The organism is Lysobacter lycopersici, from assembly GCF_007556775.1.
Taxonomy (GTDB): Bacteria; Pseudomonadota; Gammaproteobacteria; order Xanthomonadales; family Xanthomonadaceae; genus Pseudoluteimonas; species Pseudoluteimonas lycopersici.
In genome coordinates this window covers 283663-309929 of record NZ_CP041742.1, presented here as the reverse complement: position 1 = coordinate 309929, position 26267 = coordinate 283663, and the positions used below count along the sequence as shown (strand labels likewise).

The following is a 26267-nucleotide window of genomic DNA, read 5'->3' as shown; positions in this document are numbered from 1 at the left end:
CCTGCTGGTGCGGGGCCCGCGATTGAGCGCGAGCCGGATCAATGACTTGCCGGCATGTTACTTGCGGCCCGGAAGCGCGGGCAAGTATGCTGGCAGGAGCTTCCGGCGCGTCGCCGACACGCCGTTCAGCCCCCAGCCGCGGACGCCGCCTTGACCGATTCCGTTCCAGACCAGGCCAGCGCCCCGCGCCCCGTGCCGAACGAAAACTACCTGCTGATCAACGCCTACACGACGCATCCGCACTCCCCCCTGCTGGCCGTGACCCGGCGTATTGCCGACAGCGAGTGCAACCTCGTCGATGCCCGCCTCAGCACCGTCGGCCGCGACGTCTCCGTGACCGCATTGGCCATGGGCTCCTGGGGCGCGGTCGCCAAGCTTGAAGCCGCCCTCACCCGGCTCGAGCGCGAGGAAGACCTCAAGCTGGTCTGGTACCGCACCGGCCCCAAGCCACTGCAATCCAACCTGCTGCCGTACGTGGTCGAAGTCGTGGCCGCCGACAAGCCCGGCATCCTGTTCCAGCTCGCGGATTTCTTCGACCGCGCCGGCATCACCGTCGAGAGCCTGCATTGCTCGCGTTACCGCGCGATGCAGACCGGTGCCGACATGTTCTCGGCGCAACTCACGATCGGAGTTCCGGCGGAAACGCACATCGCCGCGTTGCGCGACGATTTCCTCGAGTTCTGCGACCACCTGAATCTAGACGCGATCATGGATCCGATGAAATTCTGACGATGATCGAAACCGGCAAGGCGATCCCGAAATCGGTTTCAAACATGCCGCTGGCGCTATCCGGCTGCGCCAGCGCGAAACTCGCCGATTTCTCCGGCCGCTGGCTGGTGCTGTACTTCTACCCCAAGGATTCCACGCCCGGCTGCACCACCGAAGGGCTGGACTTCAACGCGCTGCTGCCGAAATTCCGCAAGCTCGGCGCCGACGTGCTCGGCGTGTCGCGGGATTCGCTGAAATCGCACGACAACTTCTGCGCGAAACAGGGTTTCAAATTCCCACTGGTCAGCGATGCCGAAGGCAAGTTGTGCGAGGCTTTCGGCGTGATCCAGCCGAAGAAGCTCTACGGCCGCGAATTCATCGGCATCGTGCGCAGCACGTTCCTCATCGACCCGAAAAGCCGAGTCGCGCAATCCTGGTCGCCGGTGAAGGTGCCCGGCCACGCGCAGGCCGTGCTCGACGCGCTCAAGGCCGCAAGCAGCCAGTGACGACCTCCGTCTCCACCACACCCCACTGCCCCGCCCCGCGGGTCGCGGTGGCCAGCCGCCGTCCGTTCCTTCCGGAGCCCGCATGACGCGTAGCAAGCGCATCTACGTCCTCGACACCAACGTGCTGATGCACGATCCGACCGCGCTGTTCAAGTTCGAGGAACACGACGTGTTCCTGCCGATGCAGGTGATGGAGGAACTCGACAACGGCAAGAAAGGCACGTCCGAAGCCAGCCGCAACGCGCGCCAGGTCAGCCGCTTCCTCAACGAATTGATCGAGGCGCACGGCAGCGCCGACGTGCACAACGGCATCCCGCTGGTGCGCCCGCAGGGATTGCAGCTGCGCGGCGCGGAAAGCGCGGGCCGGCTGCTGTTCCAGACCGACAACTTCGATGCCGGAAAGCGTTTCGGCGCGGTCGTGCCGGACAACGCGATCCTCGGCGCGATCCTGGCGCTGAAGGAGTCCGATCCCGGCGCGCCGGTGGTGTTCGTGTCCAAGGACATCAACCTGCGGATCAAGGCCTCGATCGCCGGCATCGCCAGCGAGGACTACGAGAACGACCGCGCGCTGGACGACTTCAGCCTGCTCTACACCGGCGCCACCGCGCTGCCGGAGGATTTCTGGTCGCGCCACGGCAAGGACCTGAAGTCGTGGACCGACAAGGGCCGCACCTACTACGAAATCTCGCGCACCGACGGCGACGACTGGTATCCGAACCAGTTCCTGTACCTGCCCGGCGACGAACAGGCGGAAATGAAGATCGCGAAGGTCGGCGACGACAAGGTGACCTTGCAGATCGTCGACGATTTCCGCCACAACCAGCACGCGGTGTGGGGCATCCTCGCGCGCAATCGCGAACAGAACTTCGCGCTCAACGCGCTGATGGATCCGGAGATCGATTTCGTCACCCTGCTCGGTACCGCCGGCACCGGCAAGACCCTGCTCGCGCTGGCGGCGGGCCTGGCGCAGACCATGGACGCGCAGCGTTATCGCGAAATCATCATGACCCGAGCGACGGTGAGCGTCGGCGAGGACATCGGCTTCCTGCCCGGCACCGAAGAGGAAAAGATGACGCCGTGGATGGGCGCGCTGACCGACAACCTGGAAGTGCTGACCCACAACCAGGAAGGCGGAAGCTGGGGCCGCGCCGCGACCAACGACCTGCTCGCCTCGCGCATCAAGATTCGTTCGCTCAACTTCATGCGCGGGCGCACGTTCCTTTCTCGCTACCTGATCCTGGACGAGGCGCAGAACCTCACACCCAAGCAGATGAAGACGTTGATCACCCGCGCCGGCCCGGGAACGAAAATCGTCTGCCTCGGCAACGTCGAGCAGATCGACACGCCCTACCTCACCGAAACGACGTCCGGCCTCACCTACGCGGTGGACCGTTTCAAGGGCTGGGCGCACAGCGCGCACATCACCCTGCGTCGCGGCGAACGTTCGCGCTTGGCGGATTACGCTTCGGAAGTGCTGTAGCGCCGCCGTGGGCGTGCAACTCCCGCGTTGGGTCTGGGTCGGTACCGCCGCGCTGTCCAGCGTGGCGGGCATCGTCAACGTGGTCGGTTTCCTCGGGTTCCAGCACCAGGCCATCACCCACCTCACCGGCAATACCAGCCTGCTCGCTGCATCGCTGGCGACGGGGGACTGGCATGGCGCGCGCCACCTCATCGCCGCGATGGCCGCATTCGTTGCGGGCGCGGCGTTGGGCGGATTGATCGTGCAGGACAGTACCCTGCGCCTCGGCCGGCGCTATGGCGTTGCGCTGTCGATCGAAGCCTTGTTGCTGCTGCTCGCGGTGCCGCTGTTCGACGCCGGATCGGTCATGGGCCCGGTCTGCGCGGCGCTTGCCTGCGGCCTGCAGAACGCGATGGCCACGACCTTCAGCGGTGCGGTAGTGCGCACGACCCACGTCAGCGGCATGTTCACCGACCTCGGCATCATGCTCGGCCATGCCTTGCGCGGCATGCCGCTGGCACGGCGCCGGCTCGGGCTATGCATGTTGGTGATCTCGTTTTTCTTCGCCGGCGGCATCCTCGGCGCACTGCTGTTCGCGCACTTCGGTTATGCCGCGCTGTATTTGCCTGCGGCACTGACCGGCATCACCGGCGTCGGCTATGTGCTTTACCGACAGCGGCAATTGCACAACGGCGTTTCGGCATGACCCGCCAATCCCGCCCGCCCAGCGCGCTCACCATCGCCGGTTCCGATTCCGGCGGCGGTGCCGGCATCCAGGCCGACCTCAAGACCTTCGCCGCGCACGGCGTGCACGGGCTTTCCGCGATCGCGGCCTTGACCGCGCAGCACACCCGCGGCGTGACCTCGGTGCACGTGCCGCCGGTGGAATTCCTGCGCGCGCAGATCGATGCCTGCTTCGACGATTTCGACATCGGCGCGGTGAAGCTCGGGATGCTGGCGAACGCGGACGTCATCCACGCCGTCGCCGACGCGCTCGAAGCCTACAAGCCGCGCTTCATCGTGCTCGATCCGGTGATGGTCGCGACCAGCGGCGCGAAGCTGCTCGAAGACGACGCACTGGACGCCTTGCGTACGCGGCTGTTGCCGCTGGCTTCGATCCTCACCCCGAACATCCCCGAAGCGGAATTGCTGGTCGGCTCGCCCATCGTCGATGCCGATTCGGCCATGCAGGCGATTCGGGCCTTGCTTGCGATGGGCGCGAAGGCGCTGTTGCTCAAGGGCGGGCATCTCGACGAAGGCGACATGGTGGTCGATCGCTACGCCGACGCCGAAGCGGAGGTCGCCTTAATGCACGCGCGGTTGCCGCTGGAAGCGCACGGCACCGGCTGCACGCTGGCCTCCGCCATCGCTGCGAACCTGTGCATCGGGCTATCGATGCAGGAAGCGGCGCGCGAGGCGAGCGATTACGTCGAGCGCGCGCTACGCCTCGGCTACCGGCCCGGTCGCGGCGAGGTCGTGGTGCTGGATCATTTCCGCGCAGCGCCGCCGGGGCGACGCTGACGCGCGATTCGACTTCCAACCCGCCTTGCGCGGTCGCTCTCGTCAGTGCAGCGTTCCGTTGAGCAGGCCGGCGATGAACGCATTCACCTGCGTGGTGTAGTCGGAAGCCAGCCCGAGGTTCGCGTTGATGTGCTCGTGGTCCAGGGCTTCCTGCAGCACGAGGGCATCCGCGCCATAACCCAGCGCATCGTCCACGAACGCCTGCGCGCGCGTGCACGAACCGCTCTCCACGGTCGAACACACGGCCAAGAACGGCGCCGGGCGCGCGTCCAACTGCACGATCGGCGACGCGGCGTTCCACAGCGCGGGGTCGGTGCCGAAGGCCTGGTCGAAAATCGGATCGTGGTTGGGATTGCCCATCGTCAGCGGAACGTCGTAGACCGCGGCGTCCAGCGCGATCGTGCCGAGCCAGGGCCGCAGGCCCGGCGAAGCCGTCGTCGCCAGCGAAGGATCCGACGCCAGCAGCGACACCAGGTGCCCGCCGGCGGAGAAGCCCATCAGGACGAGCTTGTCCGGGTCGCCGCCCCATTCGGCGACGTGCTGCTGCGCGTAACCGAGCGCCCGCGCCACGTCGCCCGCCTGTTGCAGCGGATCGACGTTCGGCACCAGCCGGTAGTTGATCGAGATGAGGATCGTGCCCTTGCGCACCCAGTAGTCGGCCTTGTTCCGAACCACCGAGTTGTCGAACTTGTCGCCCTGGTACCAGGCCCCGCCGTGCACCATCACGATCACCGGCGCCTTGCTCGCGCCCTTCGAAGGCATGTAGACGTCGAACTTCTGCAGCGGATCGCTGCCGTAGGCGACATTGAGCTGGAAGCACATGTCCGCCGGCAGCGGATTATTGAAACCAGATGCCGGATTGCAGTAATGGCCGGTCGGCAACGTGAATGCCTTCGCATCGCAGGCCGACCAGGCGAGCATCGCCAGCAGGAAGAACGTGAACTTCGATATCAGGGAATTCATGGTGTTGCCGTCCTTGCCGGAACCTGGTGCATGGGGGAGGCGCAATCCTAGGAGCGGGTTCCGCGCGCAACAGGGATTCAACGCACATATCGCGCAATGGACTTGCGCGTCGATGCCGCATTGCGAATCGGCGCACGAATTGCGCGCCTGGCGGATGCGGTTCGATATCGATCGCACGTTGGCAGGGGCCGCAGCGACGACCCGGGCCGCTCGGTGTTTGCAGTCGCGCAAGCGATGTCGGCGGCGGGGAGAACGCGCATCGCGACCAGGCATCGATCCGGCCGGAACGAGATCGCTTTTACCGGAGGATTCCCGCGTTGCATTGCCCTGGCGGGCGGCGCGCTCGTCGATTTCCGGCCCGCCTTGCGCGGGCCCACCCGTGTTACTGCAGCGTTCCGTTGACCAGGCCGGTCAGGAAGGAGTTCACCTGCGTGGTGTAGTCGGAAGCCAGCCCGAGGTTGGCGTTGATGTGCTCGTGGTCCAGGCTTTCGTCGATCACGAGCGCATCCGTGCCGTAGCCCAGCGCCTTGTCCACGAACGCCTGGGCGCGGGTGCAGGAACCGCTCTCTTCGGTCGAACACACGGCCAGGAACGGCGCCATGCGGCCATGCATCTGCAGCAACGGCGAAGCCGCGTTCCACAGGTTGACGTTGGTGCCGAACGCCTGGTCGAACACCGGATCGTGGCTGGGGTTGTTCATGGTCGCCGGAACGTCATAGACCGCGGCGTCCAGCGCGATGGTGCCGAGCCAGGGACGTACCTTCTGCGAATTCGATTTCAGCAACGCGGGCTGCGCGGCCAGCAAGGAAACCAGGTGCCCACCGGCGGAGAACCCCATCAGCACGAACTTGTCCGGGTCGCCGCCCCATTCGGTGGCGTGCTTCTGCGCGTAGGCGAGGGCAAGCGCCACGCTGCGCGCCTGCTGCAGCGGGGTGACTTTCGGTACCAGCGGGTAATTGACCGAGATGAAGATGGCGCCGGGCGGCACCCACTTGACGGCCTTGTTGCGGACCACCGAGTTGTCCAGCTTGTCGCCCTGGTACCAGGCCCCGCCATGCACCATCAGGATGACCGGCGCGTCGTGCGCGCCAGCGGCGGGCATGTAGACGTCGAGCTTCTGCAGCGGATCGCTGCCATAGGCGACATTGAGCCGGAAGCACATGTTCGCCGGCAACGGGTTCTGGTAGCCGGACGCCGGGTTGCAGAAGCTGCTCGGCAACTGGCTCATGCCGCCGCCGCCGGGGCTGGTCGGCGTCTGCGGCGGAACCGGGGTCGGCCCCTGGCGGTTCCCTGCGATGCCCGCCGAGGAGGCGAACATCGCCAGCAGGAGGAATACCAGTTTCGATCGCAGGGAAGTCATGGCGTGTCTGTGCGCAGGCGGCATGTCGTCAGGCGGCGATCCTAGGGATGCCCCCCCGGCACAACCGAGAATCGGCGCACAAATCGGGGAATAGGCACATTTGCCCGGTCCTGGATTGAGAATCCGCGCACAAATCCGGCCCGGAATCGATATGGTCCGCTGGCCCGCCGCGGCCACCGGCCCGGCTAAAGTGGGGCTAGCGGGGGAGTTTTGCCGCACCCCCGCCCGTGTCCCCCAGGCCCACCCTTCGAGGTCGTCGCACATGGCATGCAACGCCAGCATGGGCACCGATTCCTGCCCCGCACAGGCCCGGGTGTGGCCTTGATGCGCGCGCTGCAATTGCCGGTCGCGACCGGCGACGGCCACGAGGCATCGCTGGTCGCGCGCATTCCCGATTCGCCGCGCTCGGCGTTGCTGTGGCTGCCCGCGCTGGGCGTGGCGGCGAAGCACTACATCCCGTTCGCGGAAGCGATGGCCGAACGCGGCATCGCCGTGTTCCTGCACGAATGGCGCGGCAACGGTTCCAGCAACCAGCGCGCGGGACGCGATTGCGACTGGGCCTATCGCGAACTGTTCGCCGACATCGCCGCCAGCGAGGCCGCGATGCAGGCGCACGCGAGCGGCATGCCGCGGATCCTCGGCGGGCACAGCCTCGGCGGCCAACTCGCTTGCTGCAGCCTGGCGCTGGCGCCGCAACGCGCACGGGCGTTGTGGCTGGTCGCCAGCGGCGCGCCGTACTGGCGCAGCTTTCCCACGCCGACGCGCTGGTGGCTGCCTTTCGCCTACCGTTTCCTGCCGTGGCTGGCCGACTGTCGTGGCGCCCTGCCCGGCCGCCGCGTCGGCTTCGGCGGCAACGAGGCCCGCGGCGTGATCCGCGACTGGTCGCGCACCGCGCTGAGCGGACGCTATGCCGCGGTCGGGATGGACATCGATCTGGAGCGGGCCTTGTCGGCATTGCGCCCCGACGTACGCGCTGTGGTCCTCGACGATGATTGGCTCGCGCCGCCCGGCTCGTTGCACTTCCTGCTCGGCAAGATGCCGTGCGCATCCTCAAGCGCGACCACGCTTGGCGCCGCGGAACTCGGCTTGCGCGCGGACCACTTCGGCTGGCTCAAGGCACCCGACGCGGTGGTCGATGTGCTGTTGCGGGCGGAATGACCCTTCGCACGGGCAGCCCGCGAGTGGTTCCTGCGATAATTGCGGGCCTTGGCCCCGTAGCTCAGCTGGATAGAGCGTCCCCCTCCTAAGGGGAAGGTCGTGCGTTCGAATCGCGCCGGGGCCGCCAGCAGTGCAGGAACGAGTGGGGAGAAACGAGGAAGGAGTGGGATTTCCCGCTGCAGCCTGTCCGTCTTTCACTCGTTTCTTGTTCCTCTTCACTCGTTTCCCGCTTCGGAGTTCCCCCATGACCCACCCCGTCCTCGCCGCGCTCGGCCTCGGCGACAACGAATCCGGTACCTACCTCGGCAACGGCGAGTGGTCGAAGACCAGCGACGCCGGCGTGCTCGAGCCGGTCAACCCGACCACCGGCGAAACCCTCGGCCGCGTGCAGGCTTCGTCCAAGGCCGACTACGACGTGATCGTCGAGCGTGCCCAGGCCGCGTTCAAGGTGTGGCGCACCACCCCGGCCCCGCGCCGCGGCGAGGCGATCCGCCTGTGCGCCGACGCGCTGCGCGCGCACAAGGACGCGCTGGGTTCGCTGGTCGCGCTGGAGATGGGCAAGTCCAAGCCCGAGGGCGACGGCGAAGTGCAGGAGATGATCGACATCGGCGAATTCGCCGTCGGCCTGTCGCGCCAGTTGTACGGCCTGACCATGCATTCCGAACGCCCCGGCCATCGCATGTACGAGCAATGGCATCCGATCGGCATCGTCGGCGTGATCTCCGCGTTCAACTTCCCGGTCGCCGTGTGGGCGTGGAACGCGTTCGTCGCGGCGGTGTGCGGCGACATCACCATCTGGAAGCCCTCGCCCAAGACCCCGCTTTCGGCCATCGCCTCGATGAAGATCTGCAACGAGGCGCTGAAGAAGGGCGGCTTCCCCGACATTTTCTTCCTGTTCAACGACGCCGGCAGCGAACTCGCTTCCGAATTCGTCGACGACAGGCGCGTGCCGCTGATCTCGTTCACCGGTTCGACCAAGGTCGGGCGCATGGTCGGCGAGCGCGTGGCGCAGCGCATGGGCCGCTCGCTGCTGGAACTGGGCGGCAACAACGCGATCATCGTCGACGAAACCGCGGACCTGAAGCTGGCGATTCCCGCCATCGCGTTCGGCGCGGTCGGCACCGCCGGCCAGCGCTGCACGACGACGCGTCGCCTGATCGTGCACGAATCGGTGTACGACGACGTGCTGGCAAAATTGATCGCGGCGTACAAGCAGGTCGAAGGCAAGATCGGCGACCCGACCGACCCGAAGAACCTGATGGGCCCGCTCAACAGCAAGGACGGCGTGGATGCCTACCTCGATGCGATCGCGAAAGCGAAAGCCGCGGGCGGCAAGGTCGAAACCGGCGGTTCGGCGATCGACCGTCCCGGCAACTTCGTGCTGCCGGCGATCGTCACCGGGCTGAAGAACACCGACGAAATCGTCCAGCACGAGACCTTCGCGCCGATCCTGTACGTGATGAAGTACAAGGACCTCGCCGACGCCATCGACATGCAGAACGCAGTGCCGCAGGGCCTGTCGTCCTCGATCTTCACCACCAACCTCAAGCGCGCGGAAGCGTTCCTGTCCGCGGCCGGTTCCGACTGTGGCATCGCCAACGTCAACATCGGCACCAGCGGCGCGGAGATCGGCGGCGCCTTCGGCGGCGAGAAGGACACCGGCGGCGGCCGCGAATCCGGTTCGGATGCGTGGAAGGCCTACATGCGCCGGCAGACCAACACCATCAACTACTCCGACGCGCTGCCGCTGGCGCAGGGCATCAAGTTCGAGCTGTGACGATGACGCAGGGACTGGAGGCTGGAGGCTGGGGACGGATGCCTGCCGGCGCCTGTTGTCGCTGTTGCCGTCAGTCCCCAGTCCCCGGCCCTTAGTCCCTGCTCATGTACTCCCTCGCCCGCCCCTTCCTGTTCGCCCTCGACGCCGAGCGCGCGCACGCGCTCGGCCTGTCGGCGCTGGAGACGGCATACCGCAGCGGCATGAACCCGCTGCTGGCGCGCAAGCCGCAGCCATTCCCGACCCGCGTGTTCGGCTTGCAGTTCCCGAACCCGGTCGGGCTCGCCGCGGGCCTGGACAAGAACGGCGCGCACGTCGATGCCCTGCTCGCGCTCGGCTTCGGCTTCGTCGAGGTCGGCACGGTCACGCCGCGGCCGCAGGCGGGCAACCCGAAGCCGCGCATGTTCCGCCTGCCCACGCACCGCGCGATCATCAACCGGCTCGGCTTCAACAACGACGGCGTGGATGCGCTGGTCGCGAACGTCTCGCGCGCGCGGCGCAAGGGCGGCCTGCTCGGGATCAACATCGGCAAGAACAAGGACACGCCGAACGAATCGGCGGTGCGCGACTACCTGCATTGCCTCGAGCGCGTGTATCCGCTGGCCGATTACGTCACGGTCAACATTTCCTCGCCCAATACCGCCGGCCTGCGCGAATTGCAGGAGGAGCAGGCGCTCAAGCAGCTGCTCGGCACGCTGCGCGAGGCGCAGGAAAAACTCGGCGCACGGCACGGCAAGCGCGTGCCGATGCTGGTCAAGATCGCGCCCGACCTGAGCGACGACGACATCGACGCCGCCGGGCGCGTGCTCACCGACCTGCGGGTGGACGGCGTGATCGCCACCAACACCACCACGTCGCGCATCGCGGTCGAACACGACCCGCTCGCGCGCGAACCCGGCGGGCTGTCCGGCGAACCGCTGATGAACAAGGCCACCGCGGTGCTGCGCATGTTGCGCACGCGCCTGCCCGACTCGATCCCGCTGGTCGGCGTGGGCGGGGTCATGGGCGGCGCCGATGCGGCGCAGAAAGCCGCCGCCGGCGCGACCCTGGTCCAGCTCTACACCGGACTGGTCTACCGCGGGCCGAAGCTCATCGACGAATGCGTCGACGCGATCCGCCGGCGCAAGGAATGGCCGAGCAGCGGGCATGTGCCGGTGCCATGACCCCGGCCTGGAGCGAGCTCCGCGACGCATCGCTGCGTGGGCGCAATACCTTCGGCGTGGACGCGACCGCGCCATTGCTGGTGGAAGTGCACGATGCCGCGGCCCTGCCCGAAGTCCTGTCGCGATACGCCGGTTCCGCGCCGATGGTGCTCGGCGGCGGCAGCAATCTGCTGTTCGCGGGAAATCCGCCGGGTGCGGTGATTTCGCTCGCGACGCGCGGCATCGGGGTCGCCGATGATGGCGGCGAACACGCCATCGTCCGCGCCGATGCCGGCGTGGTGTGGCACGACTTGGTGATGTGGTCGCTGGCGCAAGGCCTGTGCGGACTGGAAAACCTCGCCCTGATCCCCGGCACGGTCGGCGCCGCGCCGATCCAGAACATCGGCGCCTACGGCGTGGAGGTGCGCGAACGCATCCATGCGGTCGAAGCCTTCGACCGCAGCAACGGCGCCATGGTCCGCCTCGACGCAAGCGCCTGCGATTTCGCCTATCGCGATTCGCTGTTCAAGCGCGATCCGGAACATTACATCGTGACCGCGGTGGAATTCGCACTGCCGCGCTCGCCGTCGCTGCGCCTGGACTACGCCGGCATCGGCGAGGAACTCGCGGCGATGGGCATCGCCGACCCGACGCCGTCGCAGGTCGCCGACGCGGTGATCCGCATCCGTCGCCGCAAGCTGCCGGACCCCGCGGCGCTCGGCAACGCCGGCAGCTTCTTCAAGAACCCCATCGTTCCGGTCGCGCAGGCCGAAGTGCTGCATGCGGAACATCCGTCGCTTCCGGTGTTTCGCGGAAGCAGCGAAGACACCCGCAAGCTTTCCGCTGCGTGGCTGATCGACCAGTGCGGCTGGAAAGGCTACAGGTCTGGTGAAAGCGCCGACGGCGATGCCGGCGTCGCGCCTTCGCACGCGCTGGTGCTGGTGAATCACGGGAACGCGACCGGCGCGCAACTGCTCGACCTCGCGCGGCGCATTGCCGATTCTGTGCACGAACGCTTCGGCGTGGCGATCGAACCGGAGCCGCGCATCGTCGGCGCGAACTGGTGAACGCAACCACCATCCGCCCCGCACCGACGCCCTTCCTGCGCGCCGCCGGCCTGATGCTCGCCAGCACCGTCTCGTTCGGTTTGATGGCGGTGGTGATCCGGCTGGTGTCGAACCGACTTTCGACCTCGGAAATCGCCTTCTTCCGCAACCTGTTCGGCCTGCTCGCGTTGCTGCCGCTGCTGTGGCGCGGCGCACCCGGCGTGTTCCGCACCCGGCAACTGCCGCGCTACTTCGTGCGCAGCGCGATCGGCATCGGTTCGATGCTGTGCGGCTTCTGGGCGATCGGCCACCTGCCGATGGCGCAGGCGATCTCGCTGTCGTATTCGACGCCGCTGTTCGTCACCATCTTCGCCGCGATCTGGCTCGGCGAAATCGTGCGCCGGCGGCGCTGGACCGCGGTGCTGCTCGGTTTCGTCGGCGTGCTGGTGATCGTGCGCCCGGGTACTGAAGGCTTCAGCGCTGAATCGCTCGTCGCCGTGGCCGCGGCGGTGCTGAGCAGCGTGGTCGCGATCCAGATCAAGCAGCTTTCGCGCGTCGATCCGCCGGACACCATCGTGTTCTGGACCTACGTGTTCTGGGTGCCGTTATCGCTGCTGCCGGCGCTGTTCGCCTGGCAATGGCCGCAGGGCATCGCCTGGCTGTGGCTGGTGGCCATCGGGGTGTTCGGCACCGGCGGCCAGCTGCTGTGGACGCGCGCGCTCAAGCTCGGCGAAGTCTCCGCGCTCACCCCGATCAGCTTCATGCAGTTGCCGCTGGTCGCGGCGCTGGCGTGGCTGCTGTTCGATGAAGACATCGACCGCTGGACCGTGCTCGGCGCGGCGATCATCTTCGTCGCCAACGCCTACATCGCCCATCGCGAATCGCGATTGTCGAAGCGGCACGTGAGCATCGCGCCCTGCAAGGCCGCCGAACCGGGCACCTGAAGCTCACTTCGCCACGGCGTGCGCGGCGGACGCGGCTTCCTCGGCTTCGGTCTTGCGGATGTTTTCCGCCATCTTCGCCTGGCCTTCGGACAGCGTGTCGGGCTTGGCCGCGAGCAGTGGCTCGACGTAGCGCTTGCGCACCACGTCGGCAGCGGCGGCGTCGCCACCATCGCGCAACAGGCCTTCCAGGTTCCAGGCCGCGTCGACCGTGCGCGGATCGTCGGCGCCCAGTGCCGCGGCACGCGCATCGAGCAGTTCGCGATAGGACGCGATCTCCAGCCTGGTGTCGCCCAGGTCGTCGGCGTCGTCGGCCTGCACCTGCAACGCCGCCTGCGTCTGCGGATGTTGCGGACCCAGCACCTCGCGCACCTCGGGCAGCAGCCATTGCAGCATCGCCAGCGATTCCTTCGAACGCTTCGCCTGGTGCAGCGTGCCGGCGCGGTTGACCATGATGTACAGCGTGTCGGGGTGCCTGGGCCCGAGCAGTCGCGTGCGCGTGTCGATCATTTCCTGCTGCATCGCCAGGGTCTTGTCGAACTGGCCGAGCCGCGCGTACAGGCTGGACAGGTTGAGTTTGGCGCGCACGGTCTGCGGGTGTTCGGCGCCGAGCACGCGCGTGTCGGCGTCCAGCACCGCGGTCGCGATCGGCAATGCCTCCTTCGCCTTGCCGCTATCGATCAGCATGTTCGACAGGTTGCCGCGCTCGGCCAGGGTCTGCGGGTGTTCGGCGCCGAGCCGACGCGTTTGCGTTTCCACCAGGCCGCGCTGCAGCGCCACCGCGCCGTCCTTGTCGCCGGTCATGATGCGCATGACCGCGAGGTTGTGCAGCGACGACAACGTGTCGGCATCGTCCTTGCCGAGGATGCGGATGCGCAGCGGCACCAGCTTCTCGAGCAGGTCGCGGCCCGCCTTCGATTCGCCCATCCGCCCGAGCAGGATCGCGAGGTTGTTGGTGACTTCCATCGTCGCCGGATCGCCTTCTCCGCGCAGTTCGAGGCTGTCGCCGCGCAATGCCTCCAGCAGCTTGCGCGCGCGTGGCCGGTCGCCGAGCGCGGAGATCGCCTCGGCTTCGTCCATGCGCAGGCGGATGCGCACGTCATCGCGCGGCGGCAGCGAGGCCGCATCGCGCAGCGAGGATTGCGCCAGCGCCAGCGCCTGCTTCGGATCGGCCGCGTCGAGCAGCGCGCCGGCCTGTTCCTGGCGCGCCTTCAGCGTTTCCGGCGCATGCGCGCCCAGCGTTTTCGCGCGGTAGTCGGCGACCTGGGCGAAACCCGCTGCGGCGGCCTGCGGCAATCCGAGCGCGATGCGCACGCGGGCGACCGATTCGCGCAGGTCCGCGGCGAGCGCCGGTTCGGCGTCGAAATCGCGACCGATCGCGCGCTCGGCGTTGGCGAGGATGTCGTGGTCGATGAGGCCACGCGCGATGTCGGCGGTGCTGGCCTGCGCCAGCCCGCGTTCGAACGCCGGTGCGTCCTGCGGCGAATCGTGTTCGACCTGCCTGCGCAGCCCGTCGGCCATGCCGATGCCCATGGATTCGACGTCGATGCCCTCGAGCATCGACTGCTGGAACGCGGCCACCTTTTCCAGCTGCGCGCTGCGCTGTTCGGCGATGGCGCGTTGCGCGCGCGCCTGCAACAGGCCGTACACCGACATCGCCAGGCCCGCGACCAGCGCCAGCGACACCACCGCGCCGGCGACGATGCCGACCCGGTGCCGCTGCGCGAATTTCGCCAGCACGTAGCGACGCGATGGCGGAACCGCCAACAGCGGGCGCCCGTCGAGGAAGCGTTGCAGGTCGTCGGCCAGCGCGGCGGCGGAGGCATAGCGGTCGTTGCGGTCGTGGCGCATCGCCTTGGCCACGACCCAGTCGAGTTCGCCGCGCAGCAACTTGCGCATGCGCGCCGGCGGCTGGCCGTGTTCGCGCACGAAGCGCTCCGCGTCCTGCGGCGACAGCGTCGACAACTGTTCCGACGGCAGGCGCAGGGTGCGTCCCTGGCCGGTGACGGTTTCGCCCGCGGACGCGGGGCGTTGCCCGGTCAGCAGTTCGCACAGGACCACGCCGAGCGCGTACACGTCGCTGCGGGTGTCGACCAGCGACTGGTCGCCGCCGGCCTGTTCCGGGCTCATGTAATCCGGCGTGCCGGCGGCGTCGCGGTCCTCGGTGAGCGAGGTCGCGGTGGCGATGCCGAAATCGATGATCTTGGGCAGCGCGCGGCCGTCGACTTCGTCCACCAGCAGGTTGCCCGGCTTCAGGTCGCGGTGGATCACGCCCTTCTGGTGCGCGTGCTGCACGCCTTCGCAGGCGCGGATGAACAGCGCGACGCGTTCGTCCAGCGGCAAGGAACGTTCGTCGCAGAAGCGGGTGATCGGGCTGCCGGCGATGAATTCCATCGCGAAGAACGGATGCCCGTCCGCCGTGGTGTCGGCGTCGTAGACCTGGGCGATGGCCGGGTGCCGCATCTGCGCCAACAACTGGCGTTCGACTTCGAAATACGCCAGGTGGCGCGCATCCAGCCGCTGCGCGCGCAGCAGCTTCAGCGCGACCGTGCGCCGTACCGGTTCCAGCTGTTCGGCGCGATAGACATCGCCCATGCCGCCGCGCCCGAGCAGCGATTCGATGCGATAGCGGCCCAGGCGCGCGCCCGCCGGCAATGCCTCGCCTTCCGCCGCTTGCGTGCCTGCGGCCGGCGAACGCGTGGCGAGGAGCTCGGTGCGCTCCGGATCTTCGTGCGAGCCTTGCATGGCGAATCCCCCGCGACCGATTCTAGCGCCCGCCCCGGCCGCAGACGCTACACTCGTCGCGCCGATCGCATGCCAGGCATGGACACCGACCACGACACCACGCAGCGCACTGCCTTCAGCGACGGCCCGTTGCGGCCGGCGCCGCGTTCGGCCTGCGTGGTGGTGATCCACGGCGAGAGCCTCGGCCGGCGCGCCGACATCGGCGACGCGCCGATCGTGGTGGGCCGCGCGCCGGAATCGGACCTGTCCATCCCGCACAGGAGCGTTTCGCGCGAACACTGCCGGATCTGGCGCGACGGCAACGCCTACCGCATCCGCGACCTCGGCGCGACCAACGGCACGCGGGTCAACGACTGCCGCATCCAGGGCGACGCGGCGCTGGCCGACGGCGACCAGATCACGCTCGGCGAATGCATCCTGAAGTTCATCAGCCAGGACAGCGTGGAAGCGCAATACCACGAGGAGATCTACCAACTCGCCACCCACGACGCGCTGACCGAGCTGTACAACCGCCGCCACTTCACCGAGATGGCGGACAAGGAAATCGCGCGCGCCATCCGCCATGCGCGGCCGCTCGCGCTGTGCATCCTCGACGTCGACCTGTTCAAGCCGGTCAACGACCGCTACGGCCACAACTCCGGCGACGAGGTATTGCGGAGAATCGGCGCGCTGGTGCGGCAACACGCGCGCGGCGAGGACCTGCCGGCGCGCATCGGCGGCGAGGAATTCGCGCTGCTGCTGCCCGAGTGCGACCTCGTCGCCGCCACCGCGTTCGCGGAACGGCTGCGCGAGGCCGTCGCCGCGGCGGCGTTCGCGCCCGGCGGCGAACCCAGGCGCATCACCGTCAGCATCGGCATCGCCGCGCTCGGCTTCGGCCGCGATTCGCGTTCCACGCTGATGGCCGCGGCCGACGCCGCGCTGTATCGCGCCAAGAGCGAAGGCCGCAACCGGGTCTACGTCGATTCCTGATCGCGCCACCGCGGGCTTGACCGCCGCCGCGAGCGGGTATTAGCTGTCCGGCGGAACCGGGGAACCGCAGCACCAAGAAGACACGCCACCCGCATACCAGAGGGAGATGCCCATGGCCGTTCGCAACCATCCGCTCGCGCTCGCCGTCGCCACCGCCGCGCTCGCCGCGGGCATCGCGCACCCCGCGCATGCCGAGGAAGGCGACTACGGCCTCTTGCGAACGCTGATCAACCTGGTCCATCCACCCGGCGCCGACAACCCGGTCACGCCGGCACAGCGCGAGGGCGCGTATCCACTCTTGTCCAATCCCGCCGATTTCGACGACGGTTTCGATCCCGGCGAATACGGCAAGTGGCAGACGGTGCAGATGTCGCCGGAAACCGGCGCCACCTGCGGCAACGGCTCGCCGTACAAGTTCTTCGTCAACCGCGTGCCGAACACGCGCAACACCATCGTGTACATGGAAGGCGGCGGCGCCTGCTGGGATTACGACAGCTGCAGCGGCAAGGACGGCGTGCGCGGCGCGCGCAATCCGAACGGCATCCCCGACGACTACATGAGCATCCTCAACCCGGGCGCCAGCCTGGTCACGCCGTTCATCACCCGCGTGAGCCTGTTCGATTCGGTCAAGACGCAGCAGTGGAACATGGTCTACGTGCCCTACTGCACCGGCGACATCTACAGCGGCGACAAGGTCGCCGTGTACGAGGATCCGACCGGCGAGGCGGAACCGCTGGTCTGGCACCACAACGGCCTGCGCAACGACCGCGCGGTGGTGGCTTGGCTGAAGGACAACCTGGAGCGGCCTACGCAGATGCTGTCCACCGGCTGCAGCGCCGGCGGCGCCGGCAGCCTCACCAACTACGCCGTGTTGCGCCGCGACATGGCGCCGAGCTACGCCTACCTGCTCGACGATTCCGGCCCGATCTTCGACGCGCCGCGCGGCGCCGATCCGGAGGAATACCCGCAACTGCCGTTGCAGGAACAGATCCGCGCCGCGTGGGGACTGGACGCGCCGAACGGCCCGCTGCAGACGCTGGCGGCGGAAATGCCGCTGTTCGACCTCGACCAGCTCGGTTCGATCTATCCGGCGCTGGCCGCGAAATACCCGCACGACCGGCTCGGCCACACGCATTTCTGGCAGGACCTGAATTATTCGGCGTATTCCTACGAACGCTTCTTCCCGGAAATCGAGAACGCCCCGGACGAGGCCACCAAGGAAGCGCTGATCCACGCGAAATGGGCGCAGGACACCACCCGCCTGACCGCCAGCTTGAACGGCCTCGACAATTTCGGCGGCTACTTCCCGCAGTACCGCGACCTCAACGACAGCCACTGCACCACGATCGTCGACTTCCAGAACGGCGACATCCAGGAACAGGAATTCGAACTGTCGGACTTCATCGACAGCGTGCTCGACGGCCAGGGCAAGGTACTCGACGCCAGCGAGCAGAGCGACGAAGCCGATCGCGACAAGCCCTTCAACCTGCTGTACTGGCTGGTCGACAAGTTCCTGGGGTAATCGGTGGCGCGCGTCGCACTCGGTATCGTGTTCGTCGCGAGCGTGTTGCTGGCGACGGGCTGCGGCGAACGCCCTGCCCCGCGCGCGTCGGTGCAAGCCGGTCCCGCGAATGCGTCGTCGCAGGCGCGGATCCGGGCACTTGAAAACACCCCGCAGGCGCGCGAATGGCTCGGGCAACAGCGCTTCGAACGCGACGCGCGCGACTTCGTGCGCGATGCCTCGAAACTCCCGGCCGGCGAACGCGAGCGCCGCGCGCAGGCGCTGGAAACGCAGATAGAAGCGCGCGAACAGTCCGGCGAACTCTCCGCCGGCGAGACGGTGCTGCTGCGCGCCGCCTTGATCGAGGCCGGTTCCGGCAGCGAGGAGGAGCAGAAGGCGCGGCTGGCTGCTCTTGCCGAACGCTACCGCGCGGATGCGGCGCGGCGCGAAGCGGCGTTCGTCGCGCAGCAGAATGCCGACCCGCGCATGCAGCGCTACAAGGCGCGCGAGAAGGCGGTGGTGGCCGAAGTCATGGCGATGACGACCATTCCCGGCGGCCTGACCCGCGACGAATACCTGCGCGAGCGCCTGCAGCGGGAACGCGAACTCGCCTTCGACGGCCACTGAGGCGTCGTTGGCCCGGTCGGGTTCAATGCACCCACGGCCGCAGCGTGCCGCGGAACACCACTGCGTAGACGCCGACCGCCCATGCCACCGCCGCGGCCCAGCCGGCGAGGATGTCGGACGGGAAATGCACGCCGAGGTAGACCCGCGAGGCGCCGACCGCCAGCGCGAATGCGAGCGCGGCGATCAGCACCGGCCAACGCCAGCGTGTATGCCACGCCAGCAGCGAAAGCACGATCGCCAGCGTCATCGAACCCATCGCATGCCCGCTGGGGAAACTGAAACTGGTTTCTGGCGCCAGCGACAGCCAGAGATCGGGTCGCGCGCGGCCGAAGAAATGCTTCGCGCCGAGGTTCAGCAACGCCGAACCGCCGAGCGCGATGCCGGCGAACAGGCCCTCTCGCTTCCTGCGCCGCAGTGCGAGGAACAGCACCAGCGCGACATCGAATGGCACCACGCCGTAGGCGTAGCCGGCCTTCGCGAGCAGCAATGCGAGCGCGTCCGATCCCGGCGACGCGATCGAATGCGCGAACTCGAGCAGCGGGCGGTCGAAGGAGAAGACCTCGCCCGCGTGCACGTCCTCGGCCAGTTCGCCGAAGCCCCACAGCGGCAGCAACACCAGCACGAACAGCAGCGCGATCCGCCAGCCATGGCGACGCAAGGTGCCGATGCCGAAGCGTGCGTCCTCGGCGAGGACGGCGGCGGCTTCAGCCGGGCCGCGTGGCAGCCGCGAATTTCCGTTCGACATAACCGTCGATCAGCGCGACGAATTCGCGCGCGATGTGCTCGCCGCGCAGGGTGACGGTCTTTTCGCCATCGACGAACACCGGCGCGGACGGCGCTTCGCCCGTGCCCGGCAGCGAAATGCCGATGTTGGCGTGGCGCGATTCGCCCGGTCCGTTGACCACGCAGCCCATCACCGCCAGCGTCAGGTTCTCCGCGCCCGGATGCGTCACTTTCCATTCCGGCATCTTCGCGCGCACGTGTTCCTGCACCGTCTTCGCCAGTTCCTGGAAGAAGCTGCTGGTGGTGCGACCGCAACCGGGACACGCCGTCACCATCGGCGTGAACGCGCGCAGGCCCATGGTCTGCAGCAGTTCCTGCGCGACGATTACCTCGGTGGTGCGCGATTGCCCCGGCTCGGGCGTGAGCGAAATGCGGATGGTGTCGCCGATGCCTTCCTGCAGCAGCACGCCGAGCGCCGCGCTGGAGGCGACGATGCCCTTGCTGCCGATGCCGGCTTCGGTCAGGCCGAGGTGCAGCGCGAAATCGCTGCGCCTGGACATTTCGCGATAGACCGCGACCAGTTCCTGCACGCCGCTGACTTTCGCGCTGAGGATGATGCGGTCGGCGGGCAGGCCGATCTCGACCGCGCGCGCCGCCGAATCCAGCGCGGAACGAATCAGCGCCTCGCGCAGCACTTCCGCGGCATCGAGCGGAACCGCAAGCGCGTGGTTCTCGTCCATCAGCTTCGCGGCCAGCGCCTGGTCGAGCGAGCCCCAGTTCGCGCCGATCCGCACCGGCTTTCCGTGCCGGATCGCGAACTCGACCAGCTGCGCGAACTGCGTGTCGCGCTTCTTGCCGAAACCGACGTTGCCGGGGTTGATGCGGTACTTCGCCAGCGCCTCGGCGCAGGCCGGTTCGTTCGCCAGCAGCTGGTGCCCGTTGTAATGGAAGTCGCCGATGATCGGCACTTCCACGCCCATCATCGCCAGCTTCTCGACGATGCGTGGCACCGCGGCCGCGGCCTCGGGCGTGTTGACGGTGACGCGCACGAGTTCGGAACCCGCGCGCCACAGTTCGGCGACCTGCTTCGTGGTGGATGCGACGTCGGCGGTGTCGGTATTGGTCATCGACTGCACCACCACCGGCGCATCGCCGCCCACGCGCACCTTGCCGATGCGCACCTGGCGCGTCGCGCGCCGCGGCGCAGGACCGAACATGCCGGCGCAGGGCGCGGTATTGGCGGAAACGGCTTCGTCGTTCATGCGCGCATTTTACCTGCCCTTCCCCTCTCCCCTTGCCACGGTGCTTTCCCTCTCCCCTTGAGGGAGAGGGTGCCGAAGGCGGGAGAGGGGTAAACGCACTACGATGCGCGCATGGAAACCCGCGACATCCTGACCCCCAGCCAGCTCAACACCCTCGCCCGCGACCTGCTGGAAGGCGCGTTCCCGGCGATCTGGGTCGAAGGCGAGCTGGGCGGCGTCGCGCGGCCCGCGTCCGGGCACCTGTATTTCTCGCTCAAGGATGAACGCGCGCAAGTGCGCTGCGCCATGTTCAAGCCCAAGAGCACCTGGCTGAAGTTCCAGCCGCGCGACGGCCTGCGCGTGCTCGCGCGCGGTCGGCTCACCCTGTACGAGGCGCGCGGCGACTACCAGCTGGTGCTGGATCACATGGAGGAAGCTGGCGAAGGCGCTTTGCGCCGCGCGCTCGAGGAATTGAAGGCGAAGCTCGCCGCCGAGGGCCTGTTCGACGCCGAACGCAAGCGTGCCCTGCCCGCCTTCCCGCGCCGCATCGGCCTGCTCACCTCGCCGTCCGGCGCGGTGGTGCGCGACGTGCTCAGCGTGCTCGCGCGGCGCCTGCCGCTGGCGGAAATCGACGTGCTGCCGGTGCCGGTGCAGGGCGCGACCGCGGCGGCGCAGATCCGCGGCATGCTGGCGCGCGCGATCCAGTCCGAACGCTACGACGTGCTGCTGATCGCCCGCGGCGGCGGTTCGCTCGAGGACCTGTGGGCGTTCAACGACGAACAACTCGCGCGCGCGATCGCCGCATCGCCGGTTCCGGTCGTGTCCGCGATCGGCCACGAGACCGATTTCAGCCTGTCCGATTTCGTCGCCGACCTGCGCGCGCCGACGCCCTCGGTCGCGGCGGAATTGCTGGTGCCGAACCGCGTGGATTTGCGTGCGCGCTTGTCCGGACTCTCGCGCACGCTCGCCTCCGCACACGGCAACCGCCAGCGCCAGGCCGCGCAACGTGCGGATCGCGCCTGGCTGCGCCTGCAGGCGCTGCATCCGCAGGCGCGCTTCGCCCTGCTGCGCCGGCGCGAAGCCGAATTGAAGCAGCGCATGGATGCGAGCCTGTTGCGCGCGCTGGAACAGCGCATCGCCCGCCTGCGCCATGCCGGCGCGGTGCTGCGCGGATCGCGGCCCGAACGCCGCCTCGCCCAGTTGCGCGAACGCCTGTTCGCGCTGCGCGGGCGCCCGCAATCCGCGGTCGCGCGCCAGTTGCAGCACGAAGCCCTGCGCCTGCGCGGCCTCGCGCGTTCGCTGGAAACGGTGAGCCCGCTGGCCACCGTCGCGCGCGGCTACGCCATCCTGCGCCGCGAGGACGGCCGCATCGTGCGCGGCACCGGCGATGCGCCGGTCGGCAGCGCGCTCAAGGCCACCGTCGCCGATGGCCTGCTGAAATTGCGGGTCGAGGGCGACAAGCCTTTGTAGGAGCGGCTTACAGCCGCGATAGACCTTGCGAAAAAGCGTCGCGGCTGTAAGCCGCTCCCACAAAATCCGCTCCTACAGGGCGTTAACGCACACGGCGCGATGCTGCCCGCAAAGGAGACCGCGATGCTCGCCAAGTCCTATCCCTACTACCTCGCCAACAAGCCGGTCGCGGCCAATACCGACCTGGTCGTGCTCGACAAGTATTCCGGCAAGAAGGCGACCAGGGTCGCCTTCGCGGATCGCGCGACCGTGCGCAAGGCCGTGGTCGCCGCGCACAAGGCACGCGAAGCCATGGCCGCGTTCCCGCCGGACGCGCGCCGCGACGTGCTCGAACACTGCGTCCGGCGATTCAGCGAACGCAGCGAGGAACTCGCGCTGGCGCTGTGCATCGAGGCCGGCAAGCCGATCCACGATTCGCGCGGCGAAGTGACGCGGCTCATCGACACCTTCCGCATCGCCGCGGGCGAGGCCACGCGCATCGACGGCGAGGTGCTGGAACTGCAGATCTCCAAGCGCACCCGCGGCTATCGCGGCATGGTCAAGCGCGTGCCGGTCGGCGCCTGCGCCTTCATCACCCCATTCAACTTCCCGCTCAACCTGGTCGCGCACAAGGTCGCACCGGCAATCGCGGCCGGCTGTCCGTTCGTGCTCAAGCCCGCGGCGAAAACGCCCATCGGCGCGCTGATCATCGGCGAAGTGCTGGCCGAAACCGGCCTGCCGAAAGGCGCGTTCTCGATCCTGCCTTGTTCGAACGAGGATGCGGGCATACTGGTCGAGGACGAACGCATCGCGCTGTTGAGCTTCACCGGCGGACTGGTCGGCTGGGACCTGAAGGCGCGCGCAGGCCGCAAGAAGGTGGTGCTGGAACTCGGCGGCAACGCGGCCTGCATCGTCGACGCCGATCCGGGCGAGCCGCTGGACGCGGTGGTCGAACGCCTGGTGTTCGGTGCGTATTACCAGTCCGGGCAGAGCTGCATCGGCGTGCAGCGCATCTACGCGCATGCGGCGATTTACGACAAGTTGCGCAAGAAGCTGAAAGCCGCGGTGGCGAAGCTGCGCATGGGCGATCCGCGCGACGAGAAGACCTTCATCGGCCCGATGATCGACGAGGATGCGGCGCAGCGCGTCGATGCGTGGATGGACGCGGCCATCGCCGGCGGCGCGAAGCCGCTGGTGCGTGGCAAGCGCAAGGGCAACATGCTCCCGGCGGCATTGCTGGAAAACGTGCCGCGCGACAGCGACCTGTACCGCAAGGAAGCTTTCGGGCCGGTCGCGTTCCTCGAAGCCTTCGATGATTTCGGCGAGGCGATTGCCCGCGTCAACGACAGCGATTTCGGGCTGCAGGCCGGCGTGTTTACCGGCGAGTTGTCGCACGCGATGCAGGCCTGGGATGGGCTGGAAGTCGGCGGCGTGATCGTCGGCGACGTGCCGAGCTTCCGCGTGGACAACATGCCCTACGGCGGCGTGAAGCTGTCGGGCATCGGCCGCGAGGGCGTGCGCAGCGCGATTGCGGACATGACCGAACCAAGGCTGCTGGTGCTGCGCGACCCGCCGCGGTGAGTCGTCAGCGAAATCTGGGGTTTCTTGACCGCGGCGTTGGAGCGCGCGCAGGATCATTCGTCGCCCCAGAACGGGTTTATCTGTAGTTAGGTAGAAATGGCGGATTTCGACGAAGACCTGCAGAAGCATAGGCGCAACCTGATACTCATCAGCGTGGCCCTGATCGTTTTTGACTTTGCAGATGTCAAGATTGCCAAAGTCGGCATTCTTGGCACAGACCTAGTAGTGGGCAATCCAAGTGTTCTTATAGCCGTCGCATGGATCAGCTGGCTCTACTTTTTGCTGCGCTACTTTCAATACTGGTCCACTAACAATGCACGCAAGATTAGTCTCACGTACCACAATCATCTTCGTTTATGGTTCAACCTACAAGCGCAGAAAATAGATCCAAATGCTTTGCAAACTCGTGCTGTAGACCTCGATTCGTCCGCAAGACGCTTCAAGATAGTAGAGCGGTTCGCCAATACTCGGGCCGGTATGGACACGAAAGTTCTCAAGGAGTTTTCTCTTCCGGAGACTTTGAGTGCAAAGGCGAAAGCAGCGTTCCATGTTGCCGTTGTTTCTCCGCATTTCGTAGATCAAATCTTTCCCTTCGTAGTTGCAATACTCGCCCCACTTGCGACTACCTATACACAATGGCAATCAATTAAGGCAGTTATTCCCTAACAATTCATTCAAGCCGCAGCCTTGCGGTGCAGTCGAACTCAGGCACTAGGATTCATGATCGGCGATCTCATCGGAACAATCCTATCCAGCATCGGAATTCCAGTTCCCGATCGCGCCTCGAATTTTTTCGTGGCAGCAGCCATGTGCCTGGCAGGCTGTGCATTCCTGCTGCTTGCAGTGATGCTGGCGGCGACTACGGTGCTTCAAGGTGAGTGGGGCGGGATCTTGATCGTGCTCATTTTTGCAGCACTCTCCTTCGTATCGTTCTGGCTTTGCTATCGCGCAGCCAAGCGACTGCAAGCCCCTGATGACAAAACCTGACGCTCGCCCACACTGAGCCCGCTTCCCTACGACTGACACTCAAGCCCAGCCATCACCGCAAAAAATTGGGCGACAGTGTCTAACCCCACTTTCACCCCACCCGCGTTCGCAACTCCCGTCCACCCCGGGAGACCGCCATGCAACGCACCGCCCTCTGCACCGCCCTGCTCTGCACCATCGCCCTCTCCGCCTGCTCCACCACCGGCAACGAACAGGCCGACACCCGCCGCGATGCCGGCGCCATCGCAGCCTCCAACCAGCCCGAACCCCCCGTCCTCGCCGACGAAGCCGAAGCCAAGACCCTCGACCGCGTCGAACTGACCAGCGGCGCCATGCGCGCCAAGGCCGCGCCGATGCAGGCCTACGCCTACGCCCCGGCCGCGCCACCGCCCCCGCCTTCCGGCTACTGGCAGCCCGCCAACACCGAGAAATACGCCGCGCACGCCGACAACCCCGTGCACCGCGCCAGCGAGGAACCCGTTTCCACCTTCTCCATCGACGTCGACACCGGCAGCTACGCCAACGTCCGCCGCATGCTGCGCGAAGGCACACGTCCGCCCGCCGACGCCGTGCGCGCCGAGGAAATGATCAACTACTTCCGCTACGGCCATCCCGCGCCGGATTCGCTCGCCACGCCCTTCCGCGTCACCACCGAACTCGCGCCCGCGCCGTGGAACGCGAAACACCAGCTGCTGATGGTCGGCATCAAGGGCTACGACGTGCCCAAGGCGACGATTCCGCCGGCCAACCTCGTGTTCCTCATCGACACCTCCGGCTCGATGGACGAACCCGACAAGCTGCCGCTGCTCAAGCAGGCGTTCGCGCAACTGGTGCGGCAACTGCGGCCGCAGGATCGCGTGTCCATCGTCGTCTATGCCGGTTCCGCGGGCCTCGTGCTCGAACCCACGAGCGGCGACAGGCAGGGCGAAATCCTCGCCGCGCTGGATCGGCTCCAGGCCGGCGGCAGCACCAATGGCGGCGACGGGATCCGCCTCGCCTACGCGATGGCCAAGCAGGCCTTCGTCAAGGGTGGCGTGAACCGCGTGATCCTCGCCACCGATGGCGATTTCAACGTCGGCACCGTCGACCAGGATGCGCTGGAAACGCTGGTCGGCGACCAGCGCAAGTCCGGCATCGCGCTGACCACGCTCGGCTTCGGCGAAGGCAACTACAACGACCAGATGGCCGAACGCCTCGCCGATGTCGGCGACGGCAACCACGCCTACATCGACAGCGTGGACGAGGCGCGCAAGGTGCTGGTGCGGCAGATGGGCGGCACGCTGCTGACGATCGCCAAGGACGTGAAGATCCAGGTCGAGTTCAATCCCGCGCAGGTGGCGGAATACCGCCTGATCGGCTACGAGAACCGCGCGCTGCGGCGCGAGGATTTCGCCAACGACAAGGTCGATGCCGGCGACATCGGCGCGGGCCACGAAGTCACCGCCTTGTACGAACTCACGCCGGTCGGTTCCGGCGCGGAACAGTTGCCGCCGCTGCGTTATGGCGGATCGACGACCGCATCGACGGGTGCGAAGGCGAACGAAATCGCCGACCTGCGCCTGCGTTACAAGCGTCCGGGCGAGGATGCGAGCCGGTTGATCGACACGGCTATCCTCGCGTCTTCGCTGCATGCGCAACCGAGCCCGACGTTGCGCTTCGCCGCTTCCGTGGCCGCGTATGCGGATGCGCTGCGTGGTGGAACGCACCTCGGCAATTGGAACTGGAACGACATCGCCCGCAGCGCGCATTCCTCGACCGGCGGCGATCCGGACGGCGAGCGCGCGGAGTTCGCGACGCTGGTCGATGCCGCGCGTTCGATCACAAACGGGAAGGCGACGACGGTCGACGTCGCCATCGGCGACTGAG

Annotated in this window: 23 protein-coding genes and 1 tRNA gene; 19 read left to right on the top strand and 5 right to left on the bottom strand. The window is 67.4% G+C overall.

Annotated features, from left to right (window positions below; all coding sequences use genetic code 11):
• Window positions 1-54 precede the first annotated feature (54 nt).
• The 5 genes from FNZ56_RS01660 (at window position 55) to thiD (ending at window position 4194) form a co-directional block, all read left to right on the top strand.
• A complete protein-coding gene (locus tag FNZ56_RS01660; RefSeq protein WP_143878187.1) occupies window positions 55-729 on the top strand; it encodes a glycine cleavage system protein R in 675 nt (224 codons plus the stop codon).
• A 2-nt stretch (window positions 730-731) separates the two neighbouring features.
• The gene (locus FNZ56_RS01655; RefSeq protein WP_143878186.1) at window positions 732-1214 is read left to right on the top strand and encodes a peroxiredoxin; all 483 of its coding nucleotides are present in this window, start codon (window positions 732-734) and stop codon (window positions 1212-1214) included.
• Between the two features lie 82 nt (window positions 1215-1296).
• Window positions 1297-2694, top strand: a complete 1398-nt coding sequence (locus FNZ56_RS01650; protein ID WP_143878185.1) for a PhoH family protein — start codon at window positions 1297-1299, stop codon at window positions 2692-2694.
• Between the two features lie 7 nt (window positions 2695-2701).
• Window positions 2702-3379 (top strand): YoaK family protein, encoded by a 678-nt coding sequence (locus FNZ56_RS01645; protein ID WP_143878184.1) that lies wholly within the window; start codon window positions 2702-2704, stop codon window positions 3377-3379.
• A complete protein-coding gene (thiD, locus tag FNZ56_RS01640; protein WP_143878183.1) occupies window positions 3376-4194 on the top strand; it encodes a bifunctional hydroxymethylpyrimidine kinase/phosphomethylpyrimidine kinase in 819 nt (272 codons plus the stop codon). Before FNZ56_RS01645 ends, thiD begins: the two co-directional genes overlap by 4 nt.
• A gap of 42 nt (window positions 4195-4236) precedes the next feature.
• On the opposite strand, the gene FNZ56_RS01635 is transcribed toward thiD, so the two are convergent.
• Together FNZ56_RS01635 and FNZ56_RS01630 are read right to left on the bottom strand one after the other, a co-directional pair.
• A complete protein-coding gene (locus FNZ56_RS01635) occupies window positions 4237-5157 on the bottom strand; it encodes an alpha/beta hydrolase (RefSeq protein ID WP_185970767.1) in 921 nt (306 codons plus the stop codon).
• Between the two features lie 382 nt (window positions 5158-5539).
• Window positions 5540-6517, bottom strand: coding sequence for an alpha/beta hydrolase (locus FNZ56_RS01630; RefSeq protein ID WP_185970766.1), 978 nt, complete (start codon window positions 6515-6517; stop codon window positions 5540-5542).
• 324 nt (window positions 6518-6841) lie between these two features.
• On the opposite strand from FNZ56_RS01630, the gene FNZ56_RS01625 reads away from it, so the two are divergent.
• The 6 genes from FNZ56_RS01625 to FNZ56_RS01600 all read left to right on the top strand — a co-directional run bounded on the left by FNZ56_RS01625 (window position 6842) and on the right by FNZ56_RS01600 (window position 12581).
• The gene (locus FNZ56_RS01625; RefSeq protein ID WP_143878180.1) at window positions 6842-7675 is read left to right on the top strand and encodes an alpha/beta hydrolase family protein; all 834 of its coding nucleotides are present in this window, start codon (window positions 6842-6844) and stop codon (window positions 7673-7675) included.
• A 50-nt stretch (window positions 7676-7725) separates the two neighbouring features.
• Window positions 7726-7802, top strand: a tRNA-Arg gene (locus tag FNZ56_RS01620).
• 117 nt (window positions 7803-7919) lie between these two features.
• Complete coding sequence (amaB, locus tag FNZ56_RS01615; protein WP_143878179.1) at window positions 7920-9452, top strand: L-piperidine-6-carboxylate dehydrogenase; 1533 nt, start codon at window positions 7920-7922, stop codon at window positions 9450-9452.
• A gap of 104 nt (window positions 9453-9556) precedes the next feature.
• A complete protein-coding gene (locus FNZ56_RS01610) occupies window positions 9557-10612 on the top strand; it encodes a quinone-dependent dihydroorotate dehydrogenase (protein ID WP_143878178.1) in 1056 nt (351 codons plus the stop codon).
• Window positions 10609-11658: a UDP-N-acetylmuramate dehydrogenase gene (gene murB, locus FNZ56_RS01605; RefSeq protein WP_143878177.1), complete on the top strand. Its 1050-nt coding sequence runs from the start codon at window positions 10609-10611 to the stop codon at window positions 11656-11658. Before FNZ56_RS01610 ends, murB begins: the two co-directional genes overlap by 4 nt.
• 53 nt (window positions 11659-11711) lie before the next feature.
• Window positions 11712-12581 (top strand): DMT family transporter, encoded by an 870-nt coding sequence (locus FNZ56_RS01600; RefSeq protein ID WP_143880227.1) that lies wholly within the window; start codon window positions 11712-11714, stop codon window positions 12579-12581.
• Between the two features lie 3 nt (window positions 12582-12584).
• On the opposite strand, the gene FNZ56_RS01595 is transcribed toward FNZ56_RS01600, so the two are convergent.
• Window positions 12585-15323, bottom strand: coding sequence for a serine/threonine-protein kinase (locus tag FNZ56_RS01595; protein ID WP_143878176.1), 2739 nt, complete (start codon window positions 15321-15323; stop codon window positions 12585-12587).
• 78 nt (window positions 15324-15401) lie between these two features.
• Between FNZ56_RS01595 and FNZ56_RS01590 the strand changes: the two genes are divergently transcribed.
• From FNZ56_RS01590 to FNZ56_RS01580, 3 genes are all read left to right on the top strand, one after another.
• Window positions 15402-16292: a GGDEF domain-containing protein gene (locus FNZ56_RS01590; protein WP_185970765.1), complete on the top strand. Its 891-nt coding sequence runs from the start codon at window positions 15402-15404 to the stop codon at window positions 16290-16292.
• Window positions 16293-16404: 112 nt separating this feature from the next.
• Window positions 16405-17814: a pectinacetylesterase family protein gene (locus tag FNZ56_RS01585; RefSeq protein ID WP_221933311.1), complete on the top strand. Its 1410-nt coding sequence runs from the start codon at window positions 16405-16407 to the stop codon at window positions 17812-17814.
• A gap of 3 nt (window positions 17815-17817) precedes the next feature.
• Complete coding sequence (locus FNZ56_RS01580; protein WP_143878173.1) at window positions 17818-18420, top strand: hypothetical protein; 603 nt, start codon at window positions 17818-17820, stop codon at window positions 18418-18420.
• A gap of 22 nt (window positions 18421-18442) precedes the next feature.
• Here FNZ56_RS01580 and FNZ56_RS01575 read toward each other — a convergent pair whose 3' ends face one another.
• Together FNZ56_RS01575 and ispG are read right to left on the bottom strand one after the other, a co-directional pair.
• A complete protein-coding gene (locus FNZ56_RS01575; protein WP_407070504.1) occupies window positions 18443-19144 on the bottom strand; it encodes a phosphatase PAP2 family protein in 702 nt (233 codons plus the stop codon).
• A complete protein-coding gene (gene ispG, locus FNZ56_RS01570) occupies window positions 19125-20360 on the bottom strand; it encodes a flavodoxin-dependent (E)-4-hydroxy-3-methylbut-2-enyl-diphosphate synthase (protein ID WP_246064760.1) in 1236 nt (411 codons plus the stop codon). The genes FNZ56_RS01575 and ispG overlap by 20 nt, the downstream gene beginning before the upstream one ends.
• A gap of 156 nt (window positions 20361-20516) precedes the next feature.
• Between ispG and xseA the strand changes: the two genes are divergently transcribed.
• The 5 genes from xseA (at window position 20517) to FNZ56_RS01545 (ending at window position 26266) form a co-directional block, all read left to right on the top strand.
• Window positions 20517-21854 (top strand): exodeoxyribonuclease VII large subunit, encoded by a 1338-nt coding sequence (gene xseA / locus FNZ56_RS01565; RefSeq protein ID WP_143878170.1) that lies wholly within the window; start codon window positions 20517-20519, stop codon window positions 21852-21854.
• A 123-nt stretch (window positions 21855-21977) separates the two neighbouring features.
• Complete coding sequence (locus FNZ56_RS01560) at window positions 21978-23414, top strand: aldehyde dehydrogenase family protein (RefSeq protein ID WP_143878169.1); 1437 nt, start codon at window positions 21978-21980, stop codon at window positions 23412-23414.
• A 96-nt stretch (window positions 23415-23510) separates the two neighbouring features.
• On the top strand, window positions 23511-24080 hold the full coding sequence (locus FNZ56_RS01555) for a hypothetical protein (RefSeq protein WP_143878168.1): 570 nt from the start codon (window positions 23511-23513) through the stop codon (window positions 24078-24080).
• Between the two features lie 54 nt (window positions 24081-24134).
• Complete coding sequence (locus FNZ56_RS01550; protein ID WP_143878167.1) at window positions 24135-24401, top strand: hypothetical protein; 267 nt, start codon at window positions 24135-24137, stop codon at window positions 24399-24401.
• A 137-nt stretch (window positions 24402-24538) separates the two neighbouring features.
• Window positions 24539-26266 (top strand): vWA domain-containing protein, encoded by a 1728-nt coding sequence (locus FNZ56_RS01545; RefSeq protein ID WP_143878166.1) that lies wholly within the window; start codon window positions 24539-24541, stop codon window positions 26264-26266.
• The last annotated feature ends 1 nt before the right edge of the window (window position 26267 follow it).

Excerpts from the sequence above, each read along its gene's own strand:
- FNZ56_RS01650 (WP_143878185.1), top strand. The coding sequence starts at position 1,297 with ATGACGCGTAGCAAGCGCATCTACGTCCTCGACACCAACGTGCTGATG.
- FNZ56_RS01655 (WP_143878186.1), top strand. The coding sequence starts at position 732 with ATGATCGAAACCGGCAAGGCGATCCCGAAATCGGTTTCAAACATGCCG.
- murB (WP_143878177.1), top strand. The coding sequence starts at position 10,609 with ATGACCCCGGCCTGGAGCGAGCTCCGCGACGCATCGCTGCGTGGGCGC.
- FNZ56_RS01555 (WP_143878168.1), top strand. The coding sequence starts at position 23,511 with ATGGCGGATTTCGACGAAGACCTGCAGAAGCATAGGCGCAACCTGATA.
- amaB (WP_143878179.1), top strand. The coding sequence starts at position 7,920 with ATGACCCACCCCGTCCTCGCCGCGCTCGGCCTCGGCGACAACGAATCC.
- FNZ56_RS01590 (WP_185970765.1), top strand. The coding sequence starts at position 15,402 with ATGGACACCGACCACGACACCACGCAGCGCACTGCCTTCAGCGACGGC.
- ispG (WP_246064760.1), bottom strand. The coding sequence starts at position 20,360 with ATGTTCGGTCCTGCGCCGCGGCGCGCGACGCGCCAGGTGCGCATCGGC.
- FNZ56_RS01635 (WP_185970767.1), bottom strand. The coding sequence starts at position 5,157 with ATGAATTCCCTGATATCGAAGTTCACGTTCTTCCTGCTGGCGATGCTC.
- FNZ56_RS01630 (WP_185970766.1), bottom strand. The coding sequence starts at position 6,517 with ATGACTTCCCTGCGATCGAAACTGGTATTCCTCCTGCTGGCGATGTTC.
- FNZ56_RS01595 (WP_143878176.1), bottom strand. The coding sequence starts at position 15,323 with ATGCAAGGCTCGCACGAAGATCCGGAGCGCACCGAGCTCCTCGCCACG.
- xseA (WP_143878170.1), top strand. The coding sequence starts at position 20,517 with ATGGAAACCCGCGACATCCTGACCCCCAGCCAGCTCAACACCCTCGCC.
- FNZ56_RS01545 (WP_143878166.1), top strand. The coding sequence starts at position 24,539 with ATGCAACGCACCGCCCTCTGCACCGCCCTGCTCTGCACCATCGCCCTC.
- FNZ56_RS01660 (WP_143878187.1), top strand. The coding sequence starts at position 55 with ATGTTACTTGCGGCCCGGAAGCGCGGGCAAGTATGCTGGCAGGAGCTT.
- FNZ56_RS01600 (WP_143880227.1), top strand. The coding sequence starts at position 11,712 with ATGCTCGCCAGCACCGTCTCGTTCGGTTTGATGGCGGTGGTGATCCGG.
- FNZ56_RS01625 (WP_143878180.1), top strand. The coding sequence starts at position 6,842 with ATGCGCGCGCTGCAATTGCCGGTCGCGACCGGCGACGGCCACGAGGCA.
- FNZ56_RS01585 (WP_221933311.1), top strand. The coding sequence starts at position 16,405 with ATGGCCGTTCGCAACCATCCGCTCGCGCTCGCCGTCGCCACCGCCGCG.
- thiD (WP_143878183.1), top strand. The coding sequence starts at position 3,376 with ATGACCCGCCAATCCCGCCCGCCCAGCGCGCTCACCATCGCCGGTTCC.
- FNZ56_RS01610 (WP_143878178.1), top strand. The coding sequence starts at position 9,557 with ATGTACTCCCTCGCCCGCCCCTTCCTGTTCGCCCTCGACGCCGAGCGC.
- FNZ56_RS01560 (WP_143878169.1), top strand. The coding sequence starts at position 21,978 with ATGCTCGCCAAGTCCTATCCCTACTACCTCGCCAACAAGCCGGTCGCG.
- FNZ56_RS01550 (WP_143878167.1), top strand. The coding sequence starts at position 24,135 with ATGATCGGCGATCTCATCGGAACAATCCTATCCAGCATCGGAATTCCA.